This window comes from Polyangium sp. y55x31 (assembly GCF_029946505.1).
Lineage (GTDB): Bacteria > Myxococcota_A > Polyangia > Polyangiales > Polyangiaceae > Polyangium.
Genome location: NZ_JARZHG010000007.1, coordinates 124,221 through 150,567 on the forward strand (window position 1 = coordinate 124,221; position 26,347 = coordinate 150,567).

The following is a 26,347-nucleotide window of genomic DNA, read 5'->3' on the forward strand; positions in this document are numbered from 1 at the left end:
ACCCCCACCGCTCGGACCTCCCGTTGCCGCATCGCCATGCCCTTCCCCCCGCGCCCCGACCCCTCTTCCCGCCCCGGAATGTGAGCACGCCCCCTCCACGAAGGCCCCGCGTTCCTCGCCGCGCCCCTTCCGCTTCCGTTGTACCCTCTCCGTCCACCCGCCCCCGGACCCTCCCGCGCTTCCCCCTTGACATCCCCCCGTGCGCTTCGGCCTCCCCCGTGACCCCGCGCAGATCGCCGCCCTCCTCGCCGCGCTGATCGCCCTCGCCTTCGCCCCGCGCATCGTTCGACCTGCAACGAAGAGCCGCCTCTTCCTCGCCCTCGCGTCCCTCACGGCCGCCGCCCTCTCTGCCGCGTACGTCGCGCTCTACCTCCGCGGCGGACCCCGCATCATCGACGCCACGAGTTACTTCCTCGAAGCGCGCGCCCTCGCGCACGGCCACCTCGCCTTTCCTCTCGACGAGCCCGTCGCCTCCACGCTCGGCCGCTTCCTCGTCCGCGCGGATGGCCCCGACGGGCCCACCGCGGCCGTCCTCTTTCCGCCCGGGTATCCCGCGCTCCTCGCGCTCGGCTTCCTCGCCCACGCGCCCCTCGCGGTCGGCCCGCTCCTCGCCGCCGCGCTCACGATCGCCACCTACGCCCTCGCCGAGCGCGCCCTCCCCGAAGGCACGCCCCTCGCGGATCGCCTCTCGATCCCCCGCCTCGCGACGCTCTTCTCCGTCCTCTGCGCCGCGCTCCGCTACCACACGGCCGACACCATGTCGCACGGCCTCGCCGCGCTCTGCTTCACGAGCGCGCTCGCCTTCGCGCTCTCCGCCGTGCGTGCGCTCGAAGCCGGAAGGCGCGCCGTTCTCCCCTCGCTCGGCGCGGGCTTCTTCGCAGGCTGGCTCGCCGCGACGCGCCCTCCCTCCGCGCTCGCCCTCCTCCTCGCGCTCGCCTTCCTCGTCGTCACGACACGCAGCATCACCACGCGTGCTTCCCGCGGCGCGCGCCTCACCGCCCTCGCGCTCCTCGGCCTCGGCGCCCTGCCCGGCCTCGTGCTGCTCCTTGCGCATCAACACGCGGCCACCGGTGAGCTCTTCACCTCGTCGCAGCGCCTCTACTACGCCCTCTCCGACGGCCCGCCCGGCTGCTTCCGGTACGGCTTCGGCGCCTCGATCGGTTGCCTCGGCGAGCATGGAGACTTCGTCCGGCACAACCTCCCGAACGGCTACGGTGCCTACGCCGCCGCCGCGACCACGCTCCGCCGCCTCAAGCAACACCTCGTCGACGCGGGCAACGCCGAGCCCTTCACGCTCCTCGTCCTCTTCGGCGCGATCCTCGCCGCGCGTTTCCCACGCGCGCGTCTCCTCCCCGTCGCCGTCGCGCTCCAGATCGCCGCGTACGTCCCCTTCTACTTCGACGGTAACTACCCCGGCGGCGGCGCGCGCTTCTACGCCGACGTCCTCCCGCTCGAGCACGTCCTCGCGGCGCTCGCCGTCGTGCACATCGCCGCGCGTGCCAAAGACCTCGGACGCGCGTCACGCCGCATTGCCGCCCTCGTCGCCCTCGTCCCGCTCGGCTTCGCTTTCCGCGCCGGCTTCGATCATGCGCTCCTGCGAGACCGCGAGGCGGGCCGCCCGATGTTCGAGCCCGCGCGCCTCGCGCATCTTCCCCCGCGCGCGCTCGTGTTCGTCGACACGGATCACGGCTTCAACCTCGCCTACGACCCTTGGACCTCGAACGAACGGTCGATCGCCCGCTATCGCGGCGACGCCCTCGACCGCTTCACCTGGGAGGCACACGGAAGGCCTCCCGCGTACCGCTACCTCTTCCCCATCCCGCCCGACGGCGAGCCGCCGCCCTCGCCGCCGCACCTCGTCCCGTACTCCTTTGACCTCCAAGCACCGCTCGCGATCGAAGGCGAAAACCTCTGGCCCGCGCTCGCCCAGGAGGACGCCTGGGCCTTGCCTGCATGGGCCACCGACGCCTGCGCCTCGGACCGCCGCTGGCTCGTGGTCACCTCTGCCGACCCCACGAAAACCGGCTCCATCACCGTCGCCCTCCCCGCGCCTTTCCTCGCCGGCCGCTCCATCGCGCCGCGCCTCGCCCTCCTCGGCCCCGGCTCCGTCACCGTCACGCTCGTCGTCGACGGACGCCCTTTGCCCTCCCACGACCTCGCGCCCGCCGCGGCCCCGCATCCGCCCTGCGTCACGCTGCCGGCCTTCCCCATCCCGAGCGCCGCGCGTTCTGTCGCGCTCACGCTTCGCCTGGGCCCTCGCCCGGCGGGTTCACCCGTGGCGCTGGACCGGTTGGATTTCTTGGAGAACGAAAGTCATTGACGCTCGGCGTCCAGGATGCGAGGTGTGTCCTAAGTTCCTGGAATCGTAAGTCGTATCCGTCCGGACGTCGTTTCAGGTGGGGGCGCGTAGGGACGGGGGGCGGCGTGACGGCCGCCGAGGGGTACCCATGACGAAGAGCGAGCTCATCGACGCGATCGCGGGCCGTGGCGAGCTCACCAAGGCGCGGGCCGAGCTCGTGGTCAATTGCATCTTCGACGCGATGACCGAGGCGCTCCAGCGTGGTGAAGGCATCGAGATCCGCGGCTTTGGAAGCTTCACGGTCCGCCCGTACAAACCGTACAGCGGCAGAAACCCGCGCACGGGCCAGCCCGTGCCGGTGCCCGCCAAGCGCCTGCCCTTCTTCAAGGTCGGCAAGGAGCTGAAGGAGCTCGTCAACCAGAGCCGCGCCTTCGCCATCACCGGCGGCAAGGACGACGAGGACGACGACGACGACATCGACGAGGACGACGAGGACGAATGATCGCCCTCGCCGGGCGAAACGCCTCTCCCGCCGCGTGACGCTTGCGCGCGGCGCGCCGTCCGGCAAAGTCTCCCCCATGCTTTCCGCCGAGCGTCAACTGGAGGAGTTGTGCCGGGGCGTCGTGGACTTCCACGTCCGCGCCGAACTCGAAGAGCGCCTGAAAGAAGGCCGGCCGCTGCGCATCAAGGCCGGCTTCGATCCCACGCGTCCAGACCTGCACCTCGGGCACACCGTGCTGATGCAGAAGATGCGGCAGTTCCAGGAGCTCGGGCACCAGGTCATCTTCCTCGTCGGCGACTTCACGGCGATGGTCGGTGATCCGACGGGCAAGAGCGAGTCCCGCCCGCGCCTCACGCGCGAAGAGGTCCGCGCCGCCGCCGAGACCTACCAGGCCCAGGCCTTCAAGATCCTCGACAAGAGCCGGACCGAGGTCCGCTACAACTCCGAGTGGCTCGGCAAGCTCTCGCCCTTCGAGATGGTCGAGCTCGGCGCGAAGTACACCGTGGCGCGCATGCTCGAGCGCGACGATTTTTCGAAGCGCTTCGAGGGCAACGTGCCGATCCACATCCACGAGTTCCTCTACCCGCTGCTCCAGGCCTACGACTCGGTCGTGCTGGAGAACGACGTCGAGCTCGGCGGCACCGATCAGCTCTTCAACCTGCTCGTCGGCCGCGACCTCATGCCGCGCTACGGCAAGCGCGCGCAGATCGTGATGACCACGCCGATCCTCGAAGGCACGAACGCGCGCGTCGAGCTCGGCAAGGTCGTCGGCGCGAAGATGTCGAAGAGCGCGAACAACTACGTCGGCATCAACGAGCCGCCCTTCGAGATGCTGCAGAAGCTCATGCTCGTCGACGATCAGGTGATCTGGCGATACATGGAGCTGCTCTCGTCGAAATCGAACGACGAGATCGCCGCGCTGCGCGAGGACGTGCGCGCCGGACAGCGCAACATCGTCGAGGTGAAGGAGCTCTTCGCGAAGGAGATCGTCACGCGTTTCCACGACGCCGAGGCCGCCGACGCCGCGCTCGAACGGCGCCGCAGCGTGGCCGCAGGCGGCGTGCCCGACGACATCGAGGAGATCAGCGTGGTCACCGAGGCCGATTCGCTCTGGATCGCCAAAGCCTTGTCGCTCGCGGGCCTCGTGAAGTCGACGAACGAGGGGCTCCGGCTCGTGAAGAGCGGCGCCGTCCACCTCGACGGCGAGGTCGTGCGCGACGAGCAACAGAAGCTCGAGCGGGGCCGGAGGTATCTTGTCCGCGTCGGATCGAAGAACCGAAAGTTCGCGCACCTCGTCGTCGGCTGACACGGCAGATCCGGAGCGGCGCAGCTTCCTCGCCGCCACGCTCTCCGCGCTCGCCTCCGCCCTCGTAGGCTGCGGCGGCTCGCCCGCGCCCGTCACGAAGACCGCCGAGCCGACCGAGCCGCCGCTCTCCGTCCCCTCGCTCGACGGCCTCTTGCCCCTCGCAGGCCTGCGCTGGCTCGTGCTCGCGAACCCCCGCGAGATCACCTCGATCCCGTGGCTCGTCCCCTTCGTCGGCACCGTCATCCCCGAGGCGCGCTTCAACCGCTTCGCGCAGGGCACCGCCGTCGATCTCCGCCAGACGCCCGAGGCCATCGTCGCGTCGTACGCGACGAACGAAGGCGACGCGACGGTCGAGCTCTTGCGCCTCGCGAGCGACGTGCGCGTCGTCGAGCGCGCCTTCCGCGACCGCCTCAGCACCGAGGCCACGCGCGCCGTCGATCGACACGACCTCGTCCGCGTGTCCGGCAAGATCGGCCGCTCGGCGCACGCCTTCGCCGCGATCGGCCCCGACGTCGTCTGCTTCCAGCAAGCGGGCTCGATCCAGCGCGGCCCCTGCCGCATCGCCACCCTCTTCGCCCGCGGCGCCCTCTCGCGCGCGGCCCGCGCCTTCTCCGACGCCTCGCTCCGCGCGCTCGCCGAGCGCCTCGGCCCGGCGCCGGCCCGCGCCTTCGCGCTCGGCCCGTTCGAGGGCGAGCTCGCGCGCGGCGCCCGGGGCCTGCTCGCCGCCGCCACGGCCATCGGCGCGGCTGCGAGGCCGAGCGCCCGCGAGGGGATTTTGCTTTCGATTGCCGTCGCCGGCGACTTCTCGCGCACCGGCGAGGCGGCGTCCGAGGAGCTCGTGGCGTCGTGGAAGGACCTCGCCGAGGGCTCGTTTGGCCATCTGCTCGGCCTCGACGTGCCGGTGATGGCGCCGCTGCCCACACATGCGCCCGACGCCGTCGCGATCGCGGTCGAGCTCGACCCGCGCAAGCTCGCGAAGGGCCTCGCGGACGCGACCTCGAACGAGATCGATCAGATCATGCGCTGAGGCGCGGCTAGCGCCGCCCCTTGAAGCCCATCATTCCCTGCACGACGGCCTCGCTCTCCTCGGCGATCGCGCCTTCCTGGGCGACCCGGTCGGCGCAGTCCTCGCACATCTTCTTCTTCTTGCTCCCGACCTTCACCGTCTTCAGCTCGTCGACCTCGTTATCGCACTCGCGGCACGTCGCCATTCCGGATCCTCCTCGACGCCGATCCTAGCCCAAACCGCCGCAATTGCCGCTCGGTGGCCACGCTCGGGTCGGGCGACGACAAAAAGTTGGCCCGTTCCATCCTGTTCACGTATCGGGCAAACGAACATTCATGGAACGACGGATCGGCCCTCGCGCGCAGTGCGACTATCCCCTGGTTGCGATCGTGGATGGGCATCGCCACGCGTGCCGCGCCGTCGACCTGTCGGTGAGCGGGCTCGTCTTCGAGACGCCGCGGGCGCTCGTGGATCGGGAGCTCGGCATGATCACCGCGTTCGAGCTGGATGTCGGCGCGGGCCGGCCGATTCGCCTGCGCGGCCGTCCGATCTGGTCGAAGGACCGGCTGCAGGCGATTCGATTCGTCTCGATGAACGACGCCGATCGGCTCACCCTCGCCGAGCAGCTCGATCGGAAGAAGATCCTCGGCGATCCCTTGCATTGAACGCCGAGCGCCGCCGCCCGGCGACGAGCGCCATTCCGAGCGCCGCCACGGCGGCCATCACACCCTCGAGGCCCTCGCTCCTGCCCACGGCGGTGCAAGCGCAACCGCCCGTCATCGTCACGCCGTCGTCGCCGACGGTCCCCTGATTCGGGCCCGCGCCCGTGGCGCCCGCGCCGCCGGCGCCGTCGAATCCGCCCGCGCCCGCGCCGCCCATTCCCCCGGCGCCGTTCGTCCCCGAGGCGAAAAGCGACCCGAACGTGTACACCGAGCCGGCGTTCTGGCCCTTGTCGTTATCGTCCCCCGGCGCGCCGACGAGCGCCGTCTCGGCGGAGATTGCGACCGCGCCGCCGAAGTAATCGGCATCCGCCCCATCCGACGCGAGCAGCCGATGATCCTCGGCCCAGACCTCGCCCTCGCGCACGAACACGTAGGCCGACCCTGCGCCCGTGACATTCGGCCCGCTGAGATAGGTCCCCACGAGCGCCACGTCGCCGGCGATCGACGTCGCCATTCCGAACGAACCAAACTTCTCGGGCGCGGAGGGGAGGAGCTTCTGCTGCGCCGTCCAGACCTTTTCGACACGGGAAAACACGTACGCCGCGCCCGCGTTCTCGACGACAGCGTCGCTGCCGGACGCGCCCACGACCGCCGTATCACCCGAGATCGCCACTGAAATCCCAAAATAGTCCTGCTCGGCCGCGTCGTCCGCCACGAGCTTCGAATCGAGCGGCCACGCGCCCTCCGCCCGATCGAACACGTACGCGGCGCCGACCGACACCAGCACACCGGCGTTGTCCCGCGGCGCCCCAACCACCGCGGCTTCGGGCGAAAGCGCGACCGACGCGCCGAAATGGCTCGACGTCCCGTCGGCCGGCAAGAGCGTCTTTTGCAGCCCCCACATGTCCCCGGACGCGTCCCGAACGAAGATGTACGCCGCGCCCGAATCGAATCCGAGCCCGTCTTCGCGGCTCGCCCCGACGAGCGCGATCGTGCCCGCGATCGCCACCGACGTGCCGAACGAGCCAATGAACTCCGGCTTCGGCGAGGCGAGCTTCTGCTGCTCCTTCCAGGCCCCGCCTTCTCGCACGAAGACGTACGCCGCGCCCGCGTTTTCGGCCTGGTCGTCTTCGTTCGGCGCACCGACGATCGCGATGTCGCCCGAGATCGCCACCGAATAACCGAATCCATCCGTCGCCTCTGCATCGGAGGCGACGAGCTTCTGCGAAGGGAGCCAGACGCCGTCTTTTCGCACGAAGATCTGCGCCGCGCCGGCGTTCTCCGCGATTCCGTCGTCGGAGGGCGCCCCGACGATCGCCGTATCACCATCGATCGCGACCGATACGCCGAAGTCTGCTTCTTTCGTCCCCTCGGGCGCCACGAGCTTGGCACCCTGGTGCCATTCCAGCGATTCGACCGCGACTCCGGTGCGCTCGGACCCATCGGCCCCGCAACCGGCGACGAGCCACAAAAGCGGGACGAGCCCGCAGCACAGCACGGAAGAGATGATGCGCATGTGTTTTCCCCCCGCATCGCGCACGGACGCCCCGCGCGTGATTCCCGGAAATCAAAACGCGCTAGGTTTAGCCCACGGAGCGCGCGCGACCACCCGAGTCGCCGGATTCACAAAAAATCCTGGCGAGCGCTCACCTTCCGCCGGAGACGGCCGCGTTCAGATTTCGATCACCCGTTCGTCCGTCACGACGACCGGCAGCGGCACGTCGCCCTCCGTCACCGGCACCTCCGATAACACCTGAAAATCGTACACCACGCCAATCGCCACCCCCGGCGGACAGAATCGCGGCAAGGTTCGATCGTAATACCCCGCGCCATACCCGATCCGATTCCCCTCCCCGTCCACGCCGAGCGCCGGCACCACCACCACGTCGACCTCCGCCGCCTCCGGATCCGTGAGGAGCGGCTCCTGAAAGCCGAGCCCGTGCTCCTCCATCGCCGCGGGATCGGCAGGGATCCGGAACGTCATCCCCCGCGTCTCCGGGTGAATCGAAGGGAATGCCACGACGACGCCGCGCGCCCGCAGCTCCGTGACGAGGGGCCTGAGATCCACCTCGCCCCGCTTCTCGATCGGCCAGAAAAGCGCCACCGTCCGCGCTCCGGCGATCTCGGGCCGCGCGAGCAGCCCTCTGCGGATCTTGGCCGACCGCTCGGCGAGCGACTCACGCGGGATCGAGTTCCTGAGCGCCCGCATCCGCTGCCGCAGCACCCCCTTCGCGCGGTAACGCAGCACCCGCATCGCCTCGGGATCGAAGTCTTCCATCGCCGGCACCCTACCCCGAACGTCCCCGCTGCGCACGCCGGTGTCCTGCGCGGCGCTCCCCCGCGCGCCCTTGCCGTGGTAACGGTTCTCGAACCGATGCGTCCTTGCGCGATCATCCCCGCTTATCAGGCCGCCCGCACCGTTGCCGAGGTCGTCCGCGCCACGCGCGCCCTCTGGCCCGAGCCCTCCGCGGTCTTCGTCGTCGACGACGGATCCACGGACGGCACGGCCGACCTCGCCCGCGCGGCCGGCGCCACCGTCCTCTCGCACCCCAACAATCGCGGCAAGGGCGCGGCCCTGCGCACCGGCATGATGCACGCGTTACGGCGCGGCTTCGACGTCGCCGTCACGCTCGACGCCGATGCCCAGCATCCGCCGGCCGAGGCGCACCGTATCGCCTTCGTCGACCCCGACCCGCGCGCCCTCGTCCTCGGCGTGCGTGACCTCGTCAAGGCCGGCGCGCCGCGCGCGAACCAGATGTCGAACCGCATCTCGAACTTCTTCCTCTCGCTCTTCAGCGGCCGCCCGCTCGCCGACACGCAATGCGGCCTGCGCCGGTATCCGATCCAGACCACGCTCTCGCTCGGCGCCCGCGACGACGGATATGCCTTCGAGGCCGAGATCATCCTCCGCGCCATTGCATCCGGCGTCCGCATCGTCGAGGTCCCCATGGACGTGGTGTATCCGCCGGAGCACGAGCGCATCACCCATTTCCACAGCGTGCGCGACCCGGCGCGGATCGTCTTCCGCGTCGTCACCACCCTCGCCGAATCGCGGCTCGCCCCCGCCACGATTCCGCCGTCGCCCCCGCCCCCGCCCGCGGCCCGACCCTCGCGGCCCTCGCGGGAATCGTTCGAGAGCGCCCAGGAGCTCTGATCCGAGGCGCCGTGACCGAAGAGAGCCCGAAGAAGCCCGCCCAGAGGCCCCGCGCACGCTGGAAACGGCGCCTCCTCGTGGCGTTTGTCCTCCTCGTCGTCGTCCCGACCCTCGCCCACGTCGGAATCCTCGCCGGCACGCGCATCGAGCCCCCGGCCATTGCCGCTACGACCGGCGACGCCGCGGAGACACGCCCCGGCCTGCGCGTCCTCGGCCCCGCGTATGCCCGAAAGCGCGGCGCGATCCTCGAAGTCCACCTCGCCGGCACCCCCGAACAGATCGGCCACCAGCACGCGCGCCTCCTCTATCGCGAAATGGTCGAAAACGAGGGCACGCTCTACGACCAGTTCAGCCATTACGTCCCGGTCCCGCCCCTCCGCTGGCTGCTCGTCGACCTGAGCCGCCTCGAATTCCGCCACGTCGACCAGGGCATGCAGGACGAACGCCGCCGCGAGATCGCCGCCCAGGCCCGCGCCTTCTCGCCCGACCCTTACGACGGCTTCCTCTCGACCTACCATCGCTTCGTTTTCCTGCATTCCCTCTACGACATCGCCCTCTCCTTCGAGCATTCGCCGCTCATCGGCTGCACGAGCTTCGCCCTCGGCGACGGCGCCTTCGAGGACGGCCACACCGTCCTCGCCCGCAATTTCGATTTCGAGGCCGGCAGCATCTTCGACACCGGCAAGGCCGTCTTCCTCGTCCGCGAAGAGGGCCGCATTCCGTACGCCTCCGTCGCCTGGCCTGGCCTCATCGGCGCCGTCAGCGGCATGAACGCCGAGGGCCTCGCGCTCGTCGTCCACGGCGCGCGCGCCCGCGAGCCTCGCAACGTCGGCGAGCCCGTCGTCCACACCACGCGTGACCTCCTCGGCCGCGCCCGCACCACCGCCGAGGCCATCGACCTCCTCCGCGATCGGTCGCCCATGGTCTCGCACATGATCATGCTCACGGATGCGAAGGGCGACGTCGCGATCGTCGAGCGCGCCCCGGGCGAGCCGATCCACGTCCGTCGTGGACGCGGAAAAGTCCCGCTCACGAACCACCTCGAAGGCCCGCTCGCGGGCGACCCCGCGAACAAACGCGTCGAGGCCTCGACCTCCACGCACCCGCGCCGCGAGCGCCTCGACGAGCTCCTTCAGAATCTCCCGCCGGCCGCGTCCGTCGAACGCGTGATGGGCGTTCTGCGCGACAAAAAAGGCCTCGGCGGGGTGGACCTCCCGATCGGCCATCGCCGCGCGCTCGACGCCCTCATCGCCACGCACGCCGTCGTCATGGACACGACGGCGCGTGTCCTCTGGGTCAGCGAAGGCCCGCACCTGCTCGGCCGTTTCGTGCGGTTCGACGTCGCCCGGCTCCTCGAATCGGGCTACGAACCCAAGGACGACGAGCCACTCGTCACCGCCCCGGAGGACCCGCTGTATCGGTCTCCGGCCTACGAGGCGTGGGAAAAGGCGGGCAAGCCGCATCATGGAGAGCTGTGATGGATCGACGTGATTTCCTTCGAAATGCCCTCGCCGCCTCGGGCGCGCTCCTCGTCCCCGCGACGTTTTCCCGCGAGGCCCACGCCGACGAGGTCTCCGAGGTCCTCGGCCAGATCACGAAGGCGCGCGCGGATCTCAAGACGCTCGTCGGCCCCTTCGAGCAGGAGCGCACGATTGGCCTGCTCGCGACGGCCGTGAAGAGCGCGGGCGAAATGACCCTGGTTCGCCCCGACCGATTGCGCTGGGAGCTCCTCCCGCCGGACGCGGTCACGTACTGGGTCGGCCCCGAGGGTTTTTCCTTTGCGACCCCGCGCGGCGCGGCGAGCGTGGGGAAAGCCGCGGCGGGCCGGTTCGGCGCGGTGCTCGGTGATCTCATGATCCTGATGGGCGGCGACCTGGAAAAACTTCGCGCCCGTTACGACCTCAGCATTCCGAGCAAAAAGGACGGCATCACGCTCCGTGCCGTCCCCCGGGCCGAGGACGTGAAGAAACACGTAAAACGCCTCGAAATGCGCCTCGGCCTCGAGCTCTGGACGATCAGCGAGGTCACGATCGAGGAGCAGAGCGGCGATCAGAGCGTCATTCGATTCGGCAAGCAGAAGCGCGACGTCACGGTCGACCCGGCGAAGATGACGCCGCCGAAAACCTGAAAAGATCCCCTCAATGCCGCGCGCGCTTCCGCGCCGCGGCGAGTCCATCCCGCAACGTCGCTTTTGTCGCCATCCCGCCGAGCTCCAGGCCGAGCTCCACCAGCGCGTGGGCCGCGGACGGCCCGAGGCCCGTGATCACGACCCGCGCACCGAGCAGCCCCACCGCTTTCGTCGCGCGCACGAGCGCCTCCGCGACGGACGCGTCCACCGACGGCACGCCCGTCACGTCGAGAATGGCGACCTCGGCCGCGTGCGTCACCACGCCGTCGAGCAGCGCTGCCATCATTTGCTCGGCCCGCGCGGAATCCACGGTTCCCACGAGCGGCATGAGCAAGACGCCGTCGCCAAGCGGCACGAGCGGCGTGGACATCGCCCGCAACATCTCCCGCTGCGCCCGGATCGTCTCCTCCTGCGCGGCCGCCGCTTGCGCCGCCCGCTCGGCCGCGAGCCGCTCCGTCACGTCCGTCAGCACCGCCTGCGATCGCACCGTATTGCCTTCCTCGTCCCGGTCGGCGATCGCCGAGAGCATCACGTCGAGCAGCGACCCGTCCTTGCGGACGAACTGATAGAGCACGTTGTCGCATCGGCCTGTCCGGAAAAACGCCGGCAGCACGACCTCGCGCGCATACCGAGCCGACTCCGGCGTCAAGAACTCCGTCGAGCGCCGCCCGAGCACCTCGTCCCGCGTGTATCCCATCGCCTCGATCCATCGATCGTTCACCGCGCTGATCCGCCCTTGCGCGTCGATCGAATGCATGATCGCCGGCAGATTCTGAAAAATCCAGTCGTGGTGTTCGAGCGCGCGACGCGTCTCCCCGAGGGCCGCCACGGATCGCCTCGCGAGCGACGTGGCGACGCGCTCCGCGACGCCCTCCACGAACGACGCCGCTGCGCCGCCGAGCTCCGGCCCGCTCGACGCGAGGGCGTGACGAACGAGGGCGCGACGCAAGACGCCGAGCGCGAGGATCATACCATCGAGCGAAATCCCCGTGGTTTCCAGCATTTCGCGCAATGTCGCCGCCACGGCCTCCGCATCGTCGCCCTCGGCCCCGCGGAGAAACCCGTCCAACAGCGGGGAGACGATCGTCGACGGCGCATTCGCCCCTTCGCGCGAGGCGCGGTCGTCGAGGTCCCGACGAACTTCTTCCAGTATGGCTTCACGCCGGGGGACCAGCGATCCAAGGGCGGCAGCGTGCGGGGAAGGGTACGACATGAGCGGCCGATATAGGACGCGCCGCGCCGTTTGAAAACGGCATTTTGATCACGAAAGACTGCAAGATCGTAGTAGGCTTCGCACATGCGCGCTCTATCGCTCTCGCTCCGGGCGCTCCTCTTCGCCCCGATCTTCCTCACGGCCTGCACCACGCCGCTCGCGCACGGCCCCTCGAAGGGCCTGCGCCTACGCCATGTCGTGCTCTACCAGAATGGCCTCGGTTACTTCGAGCGCACCGGCGAGATGTCCTCGGACAAACTCGCGCTCCGGTTCCGCGAGCGTGAGGTCGACGATGTCCTGAAGAGCGTCGTCGTCATCGAGGAGGGGCTCGGCCCGAACGAGACGCCGTCGACCGTCAGCGCGCGTTTGCCGCGCTCGGGCCGCGCCGATTCGCCCGAGGAGCCGACCGAGCTCGAGCTCGTCTTCTCCCCGCGCCCGTCGCGCCCCGTCTCCATTGCGTACGCCGTCCCCACGGCCGCCTGGAAAGCCACGTATCGCATCATCCTCCCGACGAAGGAGCAAAAGGATCGCCGCGCGCTCCTGCAAGCGTGGGCGCTCATCGACAACGTCGGCGACGAGGACTGGAACGACGTGCGCGTCACGCTCGCCACGGGCGCGCCGCTCTCGTACAGCTCCGATCTCCGCTCGCCGACGATGATCGAGCGGCCCGAGCTCAAAGGCATTTACGGCCCGCAGGGCGGCGCCGTCGGCCCCGTGCTCGCCGAAAACGTCGCCCGCCGCGATACCGACGCCGACGGCGTCCTCGATAGCGAAGACGTGTGTCCCAACGAGCCCGGCACCGTGCAGACGGATCCCACGCGCGCCGGTTGTCCCGCGGCTGTGCGCGTGAGCTCGGCCGAGATCCAGATCCTCGCGCAGGTCCTCTTCGACAAGGGCTCCGATACCGTGAAGCCGACGAGCCAACCGCTCCTCGACGAGGTCGCGAAGGTGCTCCTCGAAAACCCGTGGATCACGCTCCTCGAAATCGAGGGTCACACCTCGATGGACGAGACGAACGCGCCCGACCTCGCGACGCGCCGCGCCTCGGCCGTGAGGGCCGCGCTGGTCAAGCGGGGTGTCCCCAGCATGCGGCTCTCGATGCGGTCGTATGCCGGGGACCGGCCCGTGGACAGCAACGCGACGGAGCTGGGGCGCGCAAAAAACCGGCGGGTCGCGTTCCGCGTCGCCGATCAGGTCGCACGGGAGGCCACGAAGACCACGACGGGAACGACGTCGCCGATCACGACGGAGGCGCTCGCACGAATGCCCGAAGGCGCGGGCCGCATCGACGCTTCGAGCGGGAGTTATCGGTACGAGATCGCGAACCCCGTCACGTTGTCGAAAAAATCGTCGGCGCTGATCACGCTCATCAATCGCCCGATGAACGGCGACGACGTCCTGCTCTATCGCCCCGACCCGGCGGCGCCGCAAAGCTCGACGCACCCTTTCCGCGCGGCCGAGATCGAAAACAAGAGCGACATCGGCCTGCAACCGGGCTCGGTCTCGATCTTCTCGGGCGGCACGTTCGTCGGCGAGGGTGTGATCACGCGCCTCCTCCCGGGCGAACGCTCGACCATCCCCTACGCCGTCGACAATTCGACGCGCGTCTCGCAATCCCGGATGTACCTCGACGAGCCCCTGCGTATCGTCGCTCTCGCCCGCGGCGTCCTGCGCGTCACGGATCGGCAGCGGCTCCTGACCACGTACGAGGTCGAGCCCGGCCACAACGTGCCGAATACGCTCGTCCTGCGGCACCCGCGGACACCCGGCTACGAGCCGCTCGTGCTGCCCGAGGGCACCGAAAAAAACCCCGACGCTTACTTCATTCGCGTCGCGCTCACCCCCCAAAAACCCCAGAAAATCGTCATCGAGGAGGCACGCCCCGTCGAGCGGCAATGGCTCGTGCTCACGGCGGACGGCGAGCGGCTCGCGCTCTACCTGAAGGGCTCGGCGCTGCCCGAGGGCACGCAAAAACGAATGGCTCGTATCGTCGAGCTCCGCCGCGCCCTCGGCGCCGCCAACGACGAGCTCGACCGATTGCGCGCCAAGCGTCAGGAGGTCCTCGAGCGCGCCGTGGAGCTGCGGGAAAACGTGAAGGCGATCGAAAAGACGCCCCAGGCGGACAAACTCCGCAAGATGCTGCTGGAAAGGCTCGAAAGCGTGACGAAGTCCGGCGACGAGCTCGCCGTGAAGATCACCCAGCGCAGCGACGACGCGGCCATCGCCCGCGCAGAGCTCGATGATGCCGTGCGCGACCTCGTCATCGAGGAGGACGCGAAGACAGCCGGCGGAAAACCCTAGCTCAGAGCATCGCCACGGGGTCGACGTCCACCACGACCCTGACGCGCCGATCGATCTCCGGAATCGCCGCCGCCGCCGCCGCCGTCGCGGCCCGGAGCGCGCGGCGATCCTTGGCACGCAAAAGAACCCGGAATCGATACCGGCCTCGCAAACGCGCGAGCGGCGCCGCCGCGGGGCCGAGGACCTCGACCACGCGCGATTGTCCCTCGGGCGAGGTCTTCGCGTGCGCCGCGATCACGCCCGCCGCGCGCCGCGCCACCTCCTCGTCGAGCGCGTCGACCCGGAAGAGCGCCAAACGCGAGAAGGGCGGATACCCGACCTCCGCCCGATCCGCGAGCTCGTGCTCCAGAAACGCGCTCACGTCGTGCCGCTTCGCGAATTGCACCGCCGGTTGCTCGGGATTGCGCGTCTGGATGAGCACCCGGCCCGGACGATCCCGCCTTCCTGCGCGCCCGGCGACCTGCACGAGGAGCTGGAACCCCCGCTCGGAAGCGCGAAAATCCGGCAACGAGAGCGCCGCGTCCGCATTGAGCACGCCGACGAGCGTCACGTTGCCGAGGTCGTGCCCCTTCGTGACCATTTGCGTGCCCACGAGCACGTCGATCTCGCCCGCCCGCATCTTCGCGAGGATCGCCTCCGCCTTCGCGCCGTCGGCCACGTCCCGGTCGAGCCGCGCCACGCGCGCCGTGGGAAATGCCTCGGCGATCGTCTCCTCCAGCCGCTCGGTCCCGAGCCCTTCGAGCGCGAGCGCGGGCGCCCCGCATTCCGAGCACGCCGCGGGCATCGGCCCTTCCCAGTCGCAATAATGGCACCGCATGCGCCCGCCTCGCGCCCGGTGAAACGTGAGCGCCACCGAGCAGGCGAGGCACGTCGCCACGTGCCCGCACGACTCGCACACGACGCTCGGCGCAAAGCCGCGTCGATTGAGGAACAGGATCACCTGCTCCCCCGCCGCGAGCGTCTTTTCGAGCGCGCGATGCAAAGGCAGCGAGATGAGCTTGTTCCCTGTCGGCCCTGGCCCCATGCGACGCAGATCGACCGTCGTCACCTCGGGCAGCGTCGCCTCCCGGTGCGCGCGATCGGGCAGGCGCAATTCGGCGAGTTTGCCCTGACGCACGAGGTGCACCGATTCGAGCGAGGGCGTCGCCGAGCCGAGCACCGCCACGGCGGAGGCGCGGTGCGCGCGCAGCAAGGCCATGTCGCGGGCGTGGTACCGCACGCCCTCTTCCTGCTTGAACGAGCCGTCGTGCTCCTCGTCCACGATGATGAGCCCGAGGTTCACGACGGGCGCGAAGATCGCCGAGCGCGCGCCGATCGCCACGCGCACGGCGCCGGTCCGCACGCGTTTCCACATCGCGTGCCGATCCGACTCCGACAAACCGCTGTGCAAAACCGCGAGGTCATCGCCGAACCGCGCCCGGAACCGCGCCACGAGCTGCGGCGTGAGCGCGATTTCGGGCACCATCACGATCGCGCCCCGCCCCCGCGCGAGGCAGCCCGCGATGGCCCGCAGATACACCTCGGTCTTTCCGGACCCCGTCACGCCGAAAAGCAGAAATGCCGCCGATTTTGCCTCCGACAGAGCCGCCTCGATCCGCGCCTCGGCCGCGCCTTGCGCCTCGTTCAACGCCGGCGGCTCGTCGCGCGGCTCTGGCTGCGCGAAAAATGCGTCCCGCGGCGGCTCCCGCTCCTCCGTCACCACGAGCCCGAGCGAGGCGAGCTTCTTCACCGCGGCCCGCGCATTGCCGAATTTCTCTTCGAGCCGCGCGATGGGCATTTCCCCGTTCGACCGCAAGAGCGCGAGCACCGACGCGGCTTGCCCGCGCAAAACCCCCGGCTCCTCCACGGCGTCCGTCGGCCGCGCATACGCAATCTTGCGCCCGCCCACCTGCTTCACGCGCGAGAGCGTGCCCGGAAGCTCTCCCTGCGCTTCGAGCGCGCGTACGTCCTCGCGCTCGACGGCCGGGAGCGCGAGCCGGAGGACCTCGCCGATCGGCGCGAAATAATACGACGAGAGCTCGCGCAAAAACGAGAGCAGCTCCGACGGCAAGACCGGCTCGGGATCGACGACCGCCGCGATGGGCTTGAGCCGCACGCCCTCGGGCGCCGCGCCCTCGGACGTCGCGAGGACCACGCCGAGGACCTTCTTTCGACCGAACTCGACGAGCACACGCGCGCCCGGACGAACCGAGGCGGCGAGCGCGAGCGGGACCTCGTAGGAAAAGGCCCGAGCGAGCGGGACGGGGACGGCGACCTCGCAGAGGAGGGGCATGGGTTGCCGGAGACGTATCAGGTTTTCGAGGGTCGTGCATCCAGGAGGGCGAGCGAGCCCATCCACGCGCCGATCGTGATATCCTCGGGGCATGACGCGAGAGCCGCGTGGACTCTTCGATTACCTGCGTGACGAGGAAGAGCGTCCCTTCCTGATCGAAGCGATGAATGGCACGCTCGACGACGACAAGCGCCTCGCTTATGCGGCGCGGCTCGAACCACGCGACCCCGAACGCGCGGAGTGGTTGCGGCTCGAAGTCGCGCTCCACGGGCGCGCCACGAACGATGCGGCGATGCACGCACGTTTCGTCGAGCTCTCGCGCCTGCTCGGCTACGAAATGTTGCGGCTGCTCCGCCGCGACATGGTCCTGAACTGCGGCGACGCGCGGACCGAGCGGCCACGCGCGCGATTCCTGTTCGTATGCTCCGCGCGCTGGGAGACGCTCGCGCCGACGGAGGACCCCATGGTGCGCCTCTGCGGCGATTGCCAGGAGCGCGTGTATTTCTGCGAGAGCGGCCGGGTCGCGTCGGCGCACGCCCGCGCCGGCGATTGCATCGCGGTCCCGCGCAACCTCAGGGACAGGGACGTCAACCTGGACACGCGCACCATGCTCGGCAGGCCCAATCCCCTCGGCGAATGGTCCCGCGACCTGTTCCCCGACGACGAATGATCCGCGTCAGCCGCCCGTCGTGAGCTGAAGCATCACGAGCCCGGCCACCATGGCCGCCGCGAGCAGCAGAATGGCGCCCGCATACCCGCCCTCGGACGCCTCGCGCGGCGCGACCTTCGTCGAGGCGCCGCTCTTCGCCTGCGCCTTCAGCGCCTTGCGCCGCTTCTTCGCGAGCCGCTTCTCCCGCTCCGCCGGATCGAGCGATTTCGTCTGCCGCACGCCGCTCTCGGGCGCATCGACGACCGCACCCTTGTGCGGCACCACGCGCTGCGTTGGCGGCGTCGGCGTGTGGTTCGGGTTTTTCTCGGCCGCATTCCCGTTCGCGGGCCGCGCGCGTTTCCCGATGGGCGTGATCACCGCGACCGGGCCGCGCTCGATCGCCTCGATCGCGCGCTGCCGCGCCCGCCGCTCGGAGAGCACTTCCTTGCCGAAATGGTGCTTGAGCCACGCGCCGAACTGGCTCGGGCTCGCCAGCATGCGCGTCTTCTCGGCATAGGCCTCGAGATCCCGCAGCATCGCCGCGGCCGTCGAATATCGCTCCTCCGTATCCCGGGCGAGCGCGCGCCGCACGATGCCAAAAAGCTCGTCCTCCTCGGGCAAACCCCGGCTCGGGAGGTCCGGGATCTCCGCCCGGCGCGACGCCTCCCGCAGCGCCTCCCCGGGCTGCGCCTTGTAAAGACGCCTGCCCGCGAGCAGCTCCCACAGGATGATTCCCACGGCGAAGACGTCCGAGGTCGCCGTGAGCGCCTCGCCCCGCGCCTGCTCCGGGCTCATGTACCCGGCTTTGCCCTGGAATGCAGTATCGACGCCGCTCACCGCGCCCGCCCCCGCGATCCCGAAATCGCAGAGCTTGACCTCTCCTTCGAAGCTCACGAGCACGTTCGCCGGCGAAACGTCGCGATGCACGATCCCGAGCGGCGCGCCGCTCTCGTCCTTCCATCGATGCGCGTAATCGAGGCCGCAGAGGACGTCGCTCACGATCCGCAAGGAGTACGCGACCGGAAAGGGCACCTTCGCCGTGGCGGCGCGGCGCAGAAGCTCGCGCAGATCGAACCCCTCGACATACTCCATCACGAGGTAGAGGCTCTCGCCGTCGCGGCCGAGCTCGTGCACCTCGACGACGTTCTCGTGGCGGAGCAGGCTCGTGATCCGGGCCTCCTCGGTGAGCATCTCCGCCATGCGCGCGTCGTGCGCGAGCTCCGGCAAGACCTCCTTGAGGACGCAGAGGCGAACCGCACCGAGCTCGGTTTTGCGGCGCGCGAGATAGACGTTCGCCATGCCGCCGTAGCCGATCCGCTCGAAGAGCGTGTACGGGCCGAGCTTGCAAGGGAGTCGCCGGCTCGCGCGCTGCTTCCGGCGCGAGGACGGAATGGCGGAGGGCGGGGGCGTGGGGGTCGGTAGGGCAGCGAGCGCGGCGGTCACGACTCGTCCCCCATGCCAGAGGGCCGGGGGACGGGCCAAGTAACCGCGAGAGCGCGGAGCTAGAACAGGACTTCGCGCTGCGCGGACTGCGGGACGCCGCGGGTCTTCTTGTTGCTGCCGAAGACGATGAACGGCTCGTCGCGGGCCGGGCCGGTCAAGCGCTCGTAGATGGCGTCGATCGAGAGCACGAGGCTCGCGCTGAGCGTGGCGTCGGGGCTGTAGAACGGATTACGACGCTTGCCGTCGAGGCCAATCTGCGTATTGGCATTGCCGTAATCGATCGAGAAGCCCCACTCGGAGGCGGGGAAGTAGCTCACGCCGATACCGAAGCTCGTCGTGTACCGCGTCGTCGTGGGGTTCTCGACGCGGGTCGCCTCGACGCACCCCGTGTTGATTTTCACGCAGTCGCTCCCCTGGGGCTGGTTGAGGAACGAATACTGGAGGCCGCCGCTCAAGAAGACCCAGAGCGTGTGGCCGAAGAGCTTCTCGTCGAAGAAGAGGAACGCGCCCGTGCGCAGGCTGTTCGTGTCGATCGAGCCGCCCGTGAGCTGGTCCGACATCGTCACGGTCCCTTGAAGCGTCTGCCGCGGCCGCTGGAGGTCCGGGTTCGTCGGGACCGTCGCCCGCGTGAACTGGTGATCCCAGCGCGCGCTCACGCCGACGAGGAGGTTCTTCAAGAACTCCGCGTCCTTGCCCCGCATCGGCACCTGCGCGAAGAGCGACACGCGCGGCGAGGTCGTCACGTAGATCCCGCGATCGTGCGAGAGCTTCGAGGTCGGCAGAAGGACGGTGCCGTTCGCCGCCATGCTGAGCCCCCATTCCTCGTTCGCGCTCTTCCACAGCGGCTTCGAGAAAATGCCCTGGATGGGCAGGTCGCGGAAGAGCGGCTCGCGCTTCGTCGTCGTGAAATCGCTGTTCGTCAGCTCGACGTCGAAGCCGGGCGCCGTCTGCACGCGGAACGAATACCCGCGCGGCGTGCCGTCGGCGAGCTTCGGCTCGAGGACGAAGTAGTTCAGCACGAGGCCGAAGCCCATCGAGACCTGCTCGCCCTCGCTGCCGATGTTGTCACGGCCGATCCCGAGCGCCGTCGTCGTCGCGTTCGTGCCCCAGTTGAGGTTCGTGCCGCGCCACCGCAAGCGCGCCGGCGCCGTCTTCGGCGTCACGCCCGCATCCGCGCCGGGCCCCGGCGGCGTGAGCGATCCATTGTTGCCTCCCGGCGGAGGCGGAGGCGGCGGCGGGTTCAGCGGGGTCGTGGTGTTGCCGGTGAGGTAAGGCGGGAGCGCGACGGGCGGCGGGGCCTCGGGCGTCCCCGCCGAATCGCCGGGCGGCGGCGGCGGCGGCGGCGCGTCCGGGTTCGGGGAGGGAGGCGGGGACGGCGGATCGGCTTGATCCGCGGCCGCGGCCGGCGCCGGCTGCGCCAGCGCCGAGGCCTGCCCAAAGAGCCCCACGCCGAGGGCAAAGACGATCCCGAGACGATGCTTCATGCCGTGCTTCTCCACGATCGACCGAGCTCCCTCGCCGCCGGTGCCGACGCCCCGAGGGACTCGGTTGCGTCTCACACCTGGCCCCCGGCGTCAATGACGGGGGGAGGAGGGCGCAGCGATCCAAGGCAGGAACCGTACCGCCGCCGAAGCGGCCGCGATCCCGCGTGTTTTGCCGCGAAAACGGCGCGGGGGTCGGGGGCCGGGGCCGGGGATCGTTACGGTCTTGACGAGGGGGGCCGTCGCGATGCTGACGAGGGCGGGCGGGGGGCGAGGGGGGCGAGAACGGCGGGCGGGGGTGCGGCGTGGGCAGGCTCGCCGAACGTCAGCAGGGGCAGAGGAAGTAGGGGACGACGACGCTGCGGATCGCGAAGCCGCTGGGGCCCTTGCGAAGGACCGACTGGTAGCCGAGCAAGGAGGGCGACGCGTCCCGATCGAGGTGGACCAGGGTGGTCGGGACGAAGTCGTCCGCGCCCTCGTAAAGCTTCACGAAACGGGCGTCCTTGCCGGCGCCGCCTTCGAGCTTCCAGAGCGCCGTGAGTTTCCCTCGAAACTCGCTGCAAACCTCGCCGGCATCGGCGTCGAGCCACACGTACGTCGCGCCGTCGCCCGAAAATACCTTTACGGTCGGGGTCGCGCCGTTGTGGTGCTCCCAGGGGACGCCGGGCGTCTGGATGCCCGAGAACTGATACGTCTCGTCGATCTCCGTGTAGCCCGCGAGATTTCGCATCTCGGCGGCAGCACGCGTCGCGAGCGTGGTGGGCGCGTCCTTGACCGTGAACGGACGCGCCTCGGGGAGGTCGCGATCCCGCGCGAACATCGCGTCCTTGCAATCACCCTGCACGTCGCCGAGCTCCGCGACGAGCGATCGGCCTCCCTCCGCCATGCTCCACGCCTCGTCGGCGATCTGCTCGGGCTTCGCGGGCGGGATCGGCGTCCCGTCAAAATCCTCGCCCTTCCATTGCTGGCGAACGTTGTACTCCGGCTCCACCCGGCTGATCAGGCTGATCGGGCCGAGCTTGCCCTCACAGACGGCGCCCTTTGGGCCGTACAGCCGGACGGACGCGCCGGTCCGGCGGAGGAGCGAGGCCGGGAGCGCGCTCGGCTCGATTTCGCGGCGCGCGACGACGGGGAAATCGTCGGAGACGAGGATCGGCGCGCCTTGGGCCCAGCGATCGACGTCCGGATTGGCATGCAGGACGACGTACGTCTTCCCATTCTCGACGAGGACGTGTGAAAAGAGGCTGGGATCGATGTCGCCCGGCATGGCGGGGGCCTTTTCGGGCGCGGGCGCCGCGGGCGCGGGCGCGGGCGAGGTCACGACGGAGGGCTGGATGCTGGGGATTTTGACGGCGGCCTCGCGCTTCGAGCAACCGGCGGCGGACACGACGAGCAGAAGAGCAGCGAGAGCGGAACCGAGACGCATGACGAAGCCTCCGGGCACGGTACCATCAGGATCCGTGCCGGGCCTCGTTTTCGGGGAAGACGCGGCGCTCGCGCGATCTCGCCGCGAAGGGCCGTGTCTCTTGGTCCACCGGCCGTAGCGCCGGCCCCACGCCGCTTCATCCCGTCAAGCCACCGCGGCTTCCGGCTTGGACTCTGCTTTTTTTGCGTCGGCCGCGGGCGCCGCGGCGGCCGCCTTGGGCTTGGCGTTCCACACGCGCGTGGCGAAGAGCAGGCCGATGGCCGCGACCGGGAGCATGGCGATCGGCCATTGCTTCCAGTTCGCGGGATCCTTCGCGGCGTCGCCCGAGGGCAGGATGCGGGCATACAGGAGCGACTGGAAGCCCGTGCCGAGATACACGAATCCGTCGATGATGCCCGTGGCCACGCCGGCATTCTTCTTTCCGCCGAAATCCATGCTCGCGGTGCCGGAGAGCATGCCGTGCACGCCGATCACGCAGAGCGACATGAAGACGACCGCCCAGCCCGTGATGGGGCTGCCGAGCACGGCCAGCGTGACCGCCACGCCCCCGAGCAAGCCCGCATAAAGCACCGACGCGACCGGGCCGCGGCGCGATTCGAAGACGTGATCGGAGATGAGCCCCGCGAAGATGCCGCCGAGGATGCCGGCCACGCAGAGCAAGACGCCCCAGTTCGCCGAGACGAACCCGTCCTTGACGCCCGTCTTGTCGGCGAAGACGAGGTACCATTTCATGACGGCGTTCCGGAGAAAGCCGCTGCAAAACTCGATTGCGATGATGATCCAGATGACCTTCTGGGAGAACATCCTCCGCGCGACCTCGGCGAGCCCCACCGGCTCGCCCGTGTCGCCGCTCGAAGCGTCCGCGGTGTCGAAATCGGCGAAACCCGCTTGTCCGGGCGTATCGCGGATGATGAACGCGTCGAGGGCGAAGAAGCCGACGAGCAGGGCCGCCGGGACCATGAAGGCCGCCGTCATGCCCATCGCCTTCGCGATGAAGCGGCTCCAGTCGTAGGCGAAGTAGAGGCCGAGCGAGATCAGGATGCCGAAGACGCCGCCGAGCACGCCGCGCTCGCGGATGTGGAACCAGGGCGCGTTGACCTTGACGATCGAGACGGCGCCGAAGCTCTGGAAATACATGTTCGCCGCGAAGAGCACGGTCATCGCGGAGACGACGGTGCCATGGTCCATCTGGCCGGCCTGGGCGCGCATCGTGACCACGCCGAGCAGCGCGTTCATGGCCGCCGAGCCGCCGGCCGCGATGAGGATCGTCGCCCGCCCGCCCCATCGATCCGTGAGCGGGCCATTCAGGAGGAAGGCCACGCCGTACAGGATCGAGCCCACGCCGTCGATGTCGCCGTACTCCTGCTTCGTGAGAAGGCCGATCTTCTCCATCAGCGACGCGTTCGCCGAGAGGTTGTAGCGGCCGAAGTAGAGCAGCGCGTACGTGAGCCCGAGGGGGAACCAGTTCAGGAAACGCCGACGCTTGAAGGCCTCCGAGTGGCCGAGATCGATCTTCGGCAAGCGGCTGACGACCACGGCGATCGCCGCGAGGAGGAGCACGATCGGCAAGAGGTTCTTGAGCCAGTCGGGCATGACGGACCCCATCCTACCCGAGCCTTCCCTCCGTTCGCACGCGTAAAGCCACGTTGCGGCGCAGCGAAACGCCTGCAACTCTCCGCCGTCCCCGACACCACGAAACGAGGAACGGCGCATGATGCCCGAGGAGAGGATCGAGGAGGTGGAGCTCGCGACAGACCCGAGCGTCGTCCGAAGGGACAGGCTGCTCGGCGCGATCTTCGCGGAAGATCCGGAGAGCTGCCTCTTTCAGCATGGCCCCGTCGTGTCGCACGTGGTGACGACGAGCGCGCCGCCGCAGATCCTCCTCCTGCCCACGCGGGATCGCGACGCGATGGACAGGCTGCCGAAGCTGCTCGCGCAGATCGTGGAGTCCGCGCGGCAAGCGCCGGTCCCGACGCACGTCGTCGCGGTCGGTGGTGGCCCCGAGATCGTGAACGCGCTGCGTCGCGCGTCATCGAGCAACGCAGCGTCGACGAAGGTCGGCTTTCACCACGTCGACGACGCGAGCCGGTTCGCGCACGTGCACGGGCCGAAGCTCGCGCTGCTCGAACACGCGGCCGAGAAGATCCGCGGGACCGAGCCGCCCACGCCCGAGCGAATCCAGGAGGCGCTCGTGAAGGGGCGGGACCTTTCGCGACGGGATCAGCGCGCGCTCTCGCGGATGCGGGGAAGGACGCCGGCGACGTTCGGGCTCATCGCCGCGTGCGCCGTGATCGGCGTGCTCATGTTGCTCTGGGAGGGACGCATGGGCGGGTACGCGCCGGCCCTCTTCTCGATCGGCGCGACGAGCAGGCTGTTCGTCGAGGACCGCGAAGTGTGGCGCCTGCTCGCCTCGGCCTTCCTGCATGCGAGCCCGGCGCACTTCGTGATGAACATGGTCGCGCTCTGGAGCCTCGGCGTGATGCTCGAGCCGATCCTCGGGTGGCGGCGCTTCCTCGTGCTGTACGGCCTCTCGGGTCTCGGCGGCGCGATCGCGACGACGCTGGGCGGCAGGGGGTGGAGCGTCGGCGCGTCGGGCGCGATCTGGGGCCTCATGACCGCGGTGCTCGCGATCGTGCTCTTCCCGCGGGGTGTCCTGCCGCCGCTCTTCATCACGCGGCTCAAGCAAAACGCGTGGCGGCCGCTCGTGCCGAACATCCTCATCAGCTTCTTCCCGGGCGTCGACTACCTCGCGCATTTCGGCGGCGGAATCGTGGGCTTCCTGGCGACGGCGTTGCTCCTCGGGCGCGGGCTCAAGCCGGTCGAGGAGCGCGCGGATGAACGCGCCGTCGAGCCGTCCCCGCGTCCCCTGCTCTCGGCGTTTGCGGTGATCGTGAGCGGCGCGATGCTCGCCTCGGTCGTTGCGGGTGTCGTCTACGGCGGCCCGTGGACGCTGGAGGTGCCGCCCGCGATGACCCGGAAGGCGCTGCCCGAGCTGGGTTTGTCCGTGGAGGTTCCCACGCGGCTCGCGAAGATGGACGGGAAGGAAGAGCTCGCCGACGGGCCGACGTTCACGTACGGCGCGATCGATACGACGCCCGTGTACCTGGAGATCTTCGCTGCGGATCTGACGCGGGCGGTGCTCCCCGAAGAGGTCGACGCGTTCATGGAGGATGTGCGCGCGAAAGCGGACGAGGGCGCGCAGAACGACGACGCGGTGCGCCTCGGCAAGGCGCGCATCGAGACGCTGGGCGAGCGCAAAGCCGTGCTCGTCGAGCACGAGCTGAAGATCAACCGCGAGGTTTACGTACTCCGCACGTCCACCGTCGTCCTGGGCGCGCGCGAGATCATCGTGCGCGGGTATGCACGCAAGGGCAAGCGGCCCAAGGGGTGGAAGGAGCTCGAAGAGAGGGTGGTGGCGTCGATCGAGGCGCGCTGACTCAAGGCCCGACGAACTTCGGATCCTCGATCGCTTCGGCGCTGCACTCGCTCGGCGCCGTGATGGGGTTGCAGCGCGACGGCATTCCGCTCGGGATCTCGACCCAGTACTCGGCCTCCGGGACCTTCGCGGGGAAGTCGGTCGAGACGAACTGCGCGCCGCTCGCGATCGCGGCCTCGCGCTCGATCGTGCTGCCCGTCTCGATCACCTCCCCCGGGTCCCCGTCGGCGCGCGTGCGCACGAGCATGTTCGCGGCGAGCGCCTCGGCGATGGCGGCGGCCTCGCCGATGGGATCGTTGACGATCGCGATCGCGGCCCAGGGATCGGCAGGCGAGGCGTCCGCGAAGAGGATGCGGCCGGCGAGGCTCGTATGGTTTTTCGTGTACGCCTTCCGCGTTTCGCCCTCGTCGTCCAGCGTGAAGAGCACGTGCCCGCGGACCTCGCCGAGCGTCGGCCAGCCTTTCGAAAGGACCGCTTCCCGCAGCGTGGGCGCATCGCCCTGGACCTCGTCCGGGACGAGGATCCGATCGTCCGGCCAAACGCGGAGGATCTCCTCGTGCAAGGCGGCGAAATAACTCTCCGCCGCGGCCTCGTCGGCGGGCACCGCGTCCTTGATCTCGAATTGCACGACGATCGGGTGGTGGGCCCGGTGCGCGTCGGACCAGTCTTTCAGGACGCGCAGGCAATCCGTGAGCATCCTGCACGTCGTCTGCTCGTCGAGGACGGGCAGGTGGTAGACCTCGAACGCTTCGAGATCCAGGTCGTACCGCAGATCCAGCTCGACGTGCCGCACGCCCTGCGCGCCGAGCTGCACGTCGAGCGGCGCGTGCGTGTAGCGCCATTCGCCGACGGTGTTGCCCTCGGTCTCGATGTGATAACTGTTGTGCGTCGATTTCGTCTGCAAATGGTTCAGACGAAGGACGTCGTCGAGCGGATAATCGAACTTGGGCGGCGGATCCGGGGGTTTTACCTGGGGCGACCCCCCTTCGCCGCCGCACCCGGCGAGCGCGGCGACGAGGCCGAGGAAGGCCGCGGCCCGAACGCGCAGAGACATCGGAAGCACCCTTTC

At 69.5% G+C, this 26,347-nt stretch carries 21 protein-coding genes; 11 read left to right on the top strand and 10 right to left on the bottom strand.

Annotated elements, in window-relative coordinates:
* Nucleotides 1-199 precede the first annotated feature (199 nt).
* The 4 genes from QHF84_RS15670 to QHF84_RS15685 all read left to right on the top strand — a co-directional run bounded on the left by QHF84_RS15670 (nucleotide 200) and on the right by QHF84_RS15685 (nucleotide 5,134).
* Complete coding sequence (locus tag QHF84_RS15670; RefSeq protein WP_281314106.1) at nucleotides 200-2,320, top strand: hypothetical protein; 2,121 nt, start codon at nucleotides 200-202, stop codon at nucleotides 2,318-2,320.
* A gap of 127 nt (nucleotides 2,321-2,447) precedes the next feature.
* Nucleotides 2,448-2,801, top strand: a complete 354-nt coding sequence (locus tag QHF84_RS15675; protein ID WP_281314107.1) for an HU family DNA-binding protein — start codon at nucleotides 2,448-2,450, stop codon at nucleotides 2,799-2,801.
* Nucleotides 2,802-2,835: 34 nt separating this feature from the next.
* Nucleotides 2,836-4,107: a tyrosine--tRNA ligase gene (gene tyrS, locus QHF84_RS15680; RefSeq protein WP_281314108.1), complete on the top strand. Its 1,272-nt coding sequence runs from the start codon at nucleotides 2,836-2,838 to the stop codon at nucleotides 4,105-4,107.
* Nucleotides 4,055-5,134, top strand: coding sequence for a hypothetical protein (locus QHF84_RS15685; protein WP_281314109.1), 1,080 nt, complete (start codon nucleotides 4,055-4,057; stop codon nucleotides 5,132-5,134). The genes tyrS and QHF84_RS15685 overlap by 53 nt, the downstream gene beginning before the upstream one ends.
* A gap of 7 nt (nucleotides 5,135-5,141) precedes the next feature.
* Here the strand turns inward: QHF84_RS15685 and QHF84_RS15690 are convergent, their stop codons facing one another.
* Nucleotides 5,142-5,318 carry a hypothetical protein gene (locus tag QHF84_RS15690; RefSeq protein ID WP_281314110.1) on the bottom strand — a complete coding sequence of 59 codons (177 nt, stop codon included), beginning with the start codon at nucleotides 5,316-5,318 and terminating at the stop codon, nucleotides 5,142-5,144.
* A 130-nt stretch (nucleotides 5,319-5,448) separates the two neighbouring features.
* Here QHF84_RS15690 and QHF84_RS15695 point away from each other — a divergent pair, with 130 nt between their 5' ends.
* Entirely contained in the window at nucleotides 5,449-5,778 is a 330-nt protein-coding gene (locus QHF84_RS15695) for a PilZ domain-containing protein (RefSeq protein ID WP_281314111.1), read from the top strand.
* Here QHF84_RS15695 and QHF84_RS15700 read toward each other — a convergent pair.
* Both QHF84_RS15700 and QHF84_RS15705 read right to left on the bottom strand, forming a co-directional pair.
* Nucleotides 5,723-7,291: an FG-GAP repeat protein gene (locus QHF84_RS15700; RefSeq protein ID WP_281314112.1), complete on the bottom strand. Its 1,569-nt coding sequence runs from the start codon at nucleotides 7,289-7,291 to the stop codon at nucleotides 5,723-5,725. The two genes, QHF84_RS15695 and QHF84_RS15700, sit on opposite strands and share 56 nt — an antisense overlap.
* Nucleotides 7,292-7,447: 156 nt before the next feature.
* A complete protein-coding gene (locus QHF84_RS15705; protein ID WP_281314113.1) occupies nucleotides 7,448-8,053 on the bottom strand; it encodes a 5-formyltetrahydrofolate cyclo-ligase in 606 nt (201 codons plus the stop codon).
* 96 nt (nucleotides 8,054-8,149) lie between these two features.
* Here QHF84_RS15705 and QHF84_RS15710 point away from each other — a divergent pair, with 96 nt between their 5' ends.
* From QHF84_RS15710 to QHF84_RS15720, 3 genes are read left to right on the top strand one after another with little or no spacing between them, the layout of a single operon-like run.
* On the top strand, nucleotides 8,150-8,929 hold the full coding sequence (locus QHF84_RS15710; RefSeq protein ID WP_281314114.1) for a glycosyltransferase family 2 protein: 780 nt from the start codon (nucleotides 8,150-8,152) through the stop codon (nucleotides 8,927-8,929).
* An 11-nt stretch (nucleotides 8,930-8,940) separates the two neighbouring features.
* Nucleotides 8,941-10,407 (top strand): C45 family peptidase, encoded by a 1,467-nt coding sequence (locus QHF84_RS15715; protein ID WP_281314115.1) that lies wholly within the window; start codon nucleotides 8,941-8,943, stop codon nucleotides 10,405-10,407.
* Nucleotides 10,407-11,057 carry an outer membrane lipoprotein carrier protein LolA gene (locus tag QHF84_RS15720; protein ID WP_281314116.1) on the top strand — a complete coding sequence of 217 codons (651 nt, stop codon included), beginning with the start codon at nucleotides 10,407-10,409 and terminating at the stop codon, nucleotides 11,055-11,057. Before QHF84_RS15715 ends, QHF84_RS15720 begins: the two co-directional genes overlap by 1 nt.
* Nucleotides 11,058-11,067: 10 nt before the next feature.
* On the opposite strand, the gene QHF84_RS15725 is transcribed toward QHF84_RS15720, so the two are convergent.
* Nucleotides 11,068-12,270, bottom strand: coding sequence for a PAS domain S-box protein (locus QHF84_RS15725; protein WP_281314117.1), 1,203 nt, complete (start codon nucleotides 12,268-12,270; stop codon nucleotides 11,068-11,070).
* 84 nt (nucleotides 12,271-12,354) lie between these two features.
* Between QHF84_RS15725 and QHF84_RS15730 the strand changes: the two genes are divergently transcribed.
* The gene (locus tag QHF84_RS15730) at nucleotides 12,355-14,571 is read left to right on the top strand and encodes an OmpA family protein (RefSeq protein ID WP_281314118.1); all 2,217 of its coding nucleotides are present in this window, start codon (nucleotides 12,355-12,357) and stop codon (nucleotides 14,569-14,571) included.
* Nucleotide 14,572: 1 nt separating this feature from the next.
* Here QHF84_RS15730 and priA read toward each other — a convergent pair whose 3' ends face one another.
* On the bottom strand, nucleotides 14,573-16,843 hold the full coding sequence (gene priA, locus QHF84_RS15735; RefSeq protein WP_281314119.1) for a primosomal protein N': 2,271 nt from the start codon (nucleotides 16,841-16,843) through the stop codon (nucleotides 14,573-14,575).
* 91 nt (nucleotides 16,844-16,934) lie between these two features.
* On the opposite strand from priA, the gene QHF84_RS15740 reads away from it, so the two are divergent.
* Nucleotides 16,935-17,513 carry a hypothetical protein gene (locus tag QHF84_RS15740; protein ID WP_281314120.1) on the top strand — a complete coding sequence of 193 codons (579 nt, stop codon included), beginning with the start codon at nucleotides 16,935-16,937 and terminating at the stop codon, nucleotides 17,511-17,513.
* 6 nt (nucleotides 17,514-17,519) lie between these two features.
* On the opposite strand, the gene QHF84_RS15745 is transcribed toward QHF84_RS15740, so the two are convergent.
* The 4 genes from QHF84_RS15745 to QHF84_RS15760 form a co-directional block, all read right to left on the bottom strand.
* Nucleotides 17,520-18,935: a serine/threonine-protein kinase gene (locus QHF84_RS15745; RefSeq protein ID WP_281314121.1), complete on the bottom strand. Its 1,416-nt coding sequence runs from the start codon at nucleotides 18,933-18,935 to the stop codon at nucleotides 17,520-17,522.
* 59 nt (nucleotides 18,936-18,994) lie between these two features.
* Nucleotides 18,995-20,419: a hypothetical protein gene (locus QHF84_RS15750; RefSeq protein WP_281314122.1), complete on the bottom strand. Its 1,425-nt coding sequence runs from the start codon at nucleotides 20,417-20,419 to the stop codon at nucleotides 18,995-18,997.
* A 322-nt stretch (nucleotides 20,420-20,741) separates the two neighbouring features.
* A complete protein-coding gene (locus tag QHF84_RS15755) occupies nucleotides 20,742-21,842 on the bottom strand; it encodes a hypothetical protein (RefSeq protein ID WP_281314123.1) in 1,101 nt (366 codons plus the stop codon).
* 144 nt (nucleotides 21,843-21,986) lie between these two features.
* Nucleotides 21,987-23,435, bottom strand: coding sequence for an MFS transporter (locus QHF84_RS15760; RefSeq protein ID WP_281314124.1), 1,449 nt, complete (start codon nucleotides 23,433-23,435; stop codon nucleotides 21,987-21,989).
* Between the two features lie 118 nt (nucleotides 23,436-23,553).
* Here QHF84_RS15760 and QHF84_RS15765 point away from each other — a divergent pair, with 118 nt between their 5' ends.
* Entirely contained in the window at nucleotides 23,554-25,278 is a 1,725-nt protein-coding gene (locus QHF84_RS15765) for a rhomboid family intramembrane serine protease (RefSeq protein ID WP_281314125.1), read from the top strand.
* A 1-nt stretch (nucleotide 25,279) separates the two neighbouring features.
* On the opposite strand, the gene QHF84_RS15770 is transcribed toward QHF84_RS15765, so the two are convergent.
* Nucleotides 25,280-26,332 carry a Ca2+-dependent phosphoinositide-specific phospholipase C gene (locus QHF84_RS15770; protein WP_281314126.1) on the bottom strand — a complete coding sequence of 351 codons (1,053 nt, stop codon included), beginning with the start codon at nucleotides 26,330-26,332 and terminating at the stop codon, nucleotides 25,280-25,282.
* Between the last annotated feature and the right edge of the window lie 15 nt (nucleotides 26,333-26,347).

Bases quoted from the DNA above. Each gene is read 5' to 3' on its own strand.
- QHF84_RS15675 (WP_281314107.1), top strand. From the start codon at position 2,448: ATGACGAAGAGCGAGCTCATCGACGCGATCGCGGGCCGTGGCGAGCTC.
- QHF84_RS15690 (WP_281314110.1), bottom strand. From the start codon at position 5,318: ATGGCGACGTGCCGCGAGTGCGATAACGAGGTCGACGAGCTGAAGACG.
- QHF84_RS15695 (WP_281314111.1), top strand. From the start codon at position 5,449: ATGGAACGACGGATCGGCCCTCGCGCGCAGTGCGACTATCCCCTGGTT.
- QHF84_RS15700 (WP_281314112.1), bottom strand. From the start codon at position 7,291: ATGCGCATCATCTCTTCCGTGCTGTGCTGCGGGCTCGTCCCGCTTTTG.
- QHF84_RS15705 (WP_281314113.1), bottom strand. From the start codon at position 8,053: ATGGAAGACTTCGATCCCGAGGCGATGCGGGTGCTGCGTTACCGCGCG.
- QHF84_RS15710 (WP_281314114.1), top strand. From the start codon at position 8,150: ATGCGTCCTTGCGCGATCATCCCCGCTTATCAGGCCGCCCGCACCGTT.
- QHF84_RS15720 (WP_281314116.1), top strand. From the start codon at position 10,407: ATGGATCGACGTGATTTCCTTCGAAATGCCCTCGCCGCCTCGGGCGCG.
- QHF84_RS15725 (WP_281314117.1), bottom strand. From the start codon at position 12,270: ATGTCGTACCCTTCCCCGCACGCTGCCGCCCTTGGATCGCTGGTCCCC.
- QHF84_RS15730 (WP_281314118.1), top strand. From the start codon at position 12,355: ATGCGCGCTCTATCGCTCTCGCTCCGGGCGCTCCTCTTCGCCCCGATC.
- priA (WP_281314119.1), bottom strand. From the start codon at position 16,843: ATGCCCCTCCTCTGCGAGGTCGCCGTCCCCGTCCCGCTCGCTCGGGCC.
- QHF84_RS15740 (WP_281314120.1), top strand. From the start codon at position 16,935: ATGACGCGAGAGCCGCGTGGACTCTTCGATTACCTGCGTGACGAGGAA.
- QHF84_RS15750 (WP_281314122.1), bottom strand. From the start codon at position 20,419: ATGAAGCATCGTCTCGGGATCGTCTTTGCCCTCGGCGTGGGGCTCTTT.
- QHF84_RS15755 (WP_281314123.1), bottom strand. From the start codon at position 21,842: ATGCGTCTCGGTTCCGCTCTCGCTGCTCTTCTGCTCGTCGTGTCCGCC.
- QHF84_RS15760 (WP_281314124.1), bottom strand. From the start codon at position 23,435: ATGCCCGACTGGCTCAAGAACCTCTTGCCGATCGTGCTCCTCCTCGCG.
- QHF84_RS15765 (WP_281314125.1), top strand. From the start codon at position 23,554: ATGATGCCCGAGGAGAGGATCGAGGAGGTGGAGCTCGCGACAGACCCG.
- QHF84_RS15770 (WP_281314126.1), bottom strand. From the start codon at position 26,332: ATGTCTCTGCGCGTTCGGGCCGCGGCCTTCCTCGGCCTCGTCGCCGCG.